The sequence below is a fragment of the Variovorax sp. KBW07 genome (assembly GCF_003852515.1).
In the GTDB taxonomy this organism is placed as follows: Bacteria; Pseudomonadota; Gammaproteobacteria; order Burkholderiales; family Burkholderiaceae_C; genus Variovorax.
Genome location: NZ_QAJK01000265.1, coordinates 1 through 945, shown reverse-complemented (window position 1 = coordinate 945; position 945 = coordinate 1). Strand labels below are relative to the sequence as shown.

At 68.1% G+C, this 945-nt stretch carries 2 protein-coding genes; both read left to right on the top strand.

Translation table 11 applies throughout. The features are described from left to right. Nucleotides 1–135 precede the first annotated feature (135 nt). On the top strand, nucleotides 136–438 hold the full coding sequence (locus tag DBV14_RS33080) for a DUF3649 domain-containing protein (RefSeq protein ID WP_124466468.1): 303 nt from the start codon (nucleotides 136–138) through the stop codon (nucleotides 436–438). Nucleotides 439–440: 2 nt separating this feature from the next. Beyond that, nucleotides 441–945, top strand: a 505-nt coding sequence (locus DBV14_RS33075) for a PepSY-associated TM helix domain-containing protein (protein WP_148092468.1), incomplete at its 3' end; no start/stop codon positions are given.

Genomic DNA, 945 nt, shown 5'->3' with positions numbered 1-945 from the left:
TGGGCGTCGCCCTGAACAACAAGCGCCAAAACGCGCACCCGGAACAGTTATTTCATCGACGAGATGACCCTTTTTTTGTTCTCGTTTGTCATGTAAGGAAGAGGCGCGCTTTTGCGCCCCGTTTTCCTTGTGCCCATGACCTCCCGTTCTTCCTCTGCTCCCGCGAGCCTGTTGCTGCTGAGCCGCGTCGCCGCCGCCGTTCTGGGCGGCTATGCGTTGGCCTCGGCCACCGCGATATTTCTTGCGTCCGTGCTGCCGGCCAGCCGCGCTGAAGGCGTCGTTGCGGGCATGCAGCTCAGCTTCGTGGTCTACACCCTCGCGGTGATCTGGGCCTTCTCGCCGGTTTCGCCGGCGCGCGCGTGGGCCGGGTTGCTGCTGCCGGCCGCCGTGCTGGCGGGCCTGGGCTGGAGCCTGGGCTTGCGTGGGGTGGGGGGATGACCATGGCTGCGACCGACGACAACGACGACAACGAAAACAACATCGACAACGGCAACGACAAGAAGGCGAAGAAGACGGCGGAGCAGGGCGGTTTTCGCCAGGCGCAGGCGTGGCTGCACACGTGGTGCGGGCTGTGGTTCTCGTGGCTGCTGTTCGCGGTTTTCCTGACCGGCACGCTGGCGGTGTTCGACGAGCCGATCACCCACTGGATGACGCCCGAACACCATGCGGAGGAAGAGGCCGCGGCCGCCGCTGCCGCCGCCGCGAAAGGCGCCGTCACCGCCGGCCGCGCGCAGCGCCTGGCCTGGGGCATGGCCTACATGGCCGAGCATCACCCGGGCGCGCGGATGTGGGAGCTGTGGCCTTCCGATGCCGATGGGGGCGGCGAGCTGAAGGTGTACTGGTTCGACGCCAAGGGCGCCTACGCCGCGGCGGCGCTCGACCCGTCGACGGGTCGGCCCATCGCCGAGAAGGCCGGCAGCGTGGTGCGCGGCACGCTCGGCGGCC

What these genes read in the sequence shown, in the direction of transcription:
- DBV14_RS33080 (WP_124466468.1), top strand. Translation starts at nt 136, where the DNA reads ATGACCTCCCGTTCTTCCTCTGCTCCCGCGAGCCTGTTGCTGCTGAGC.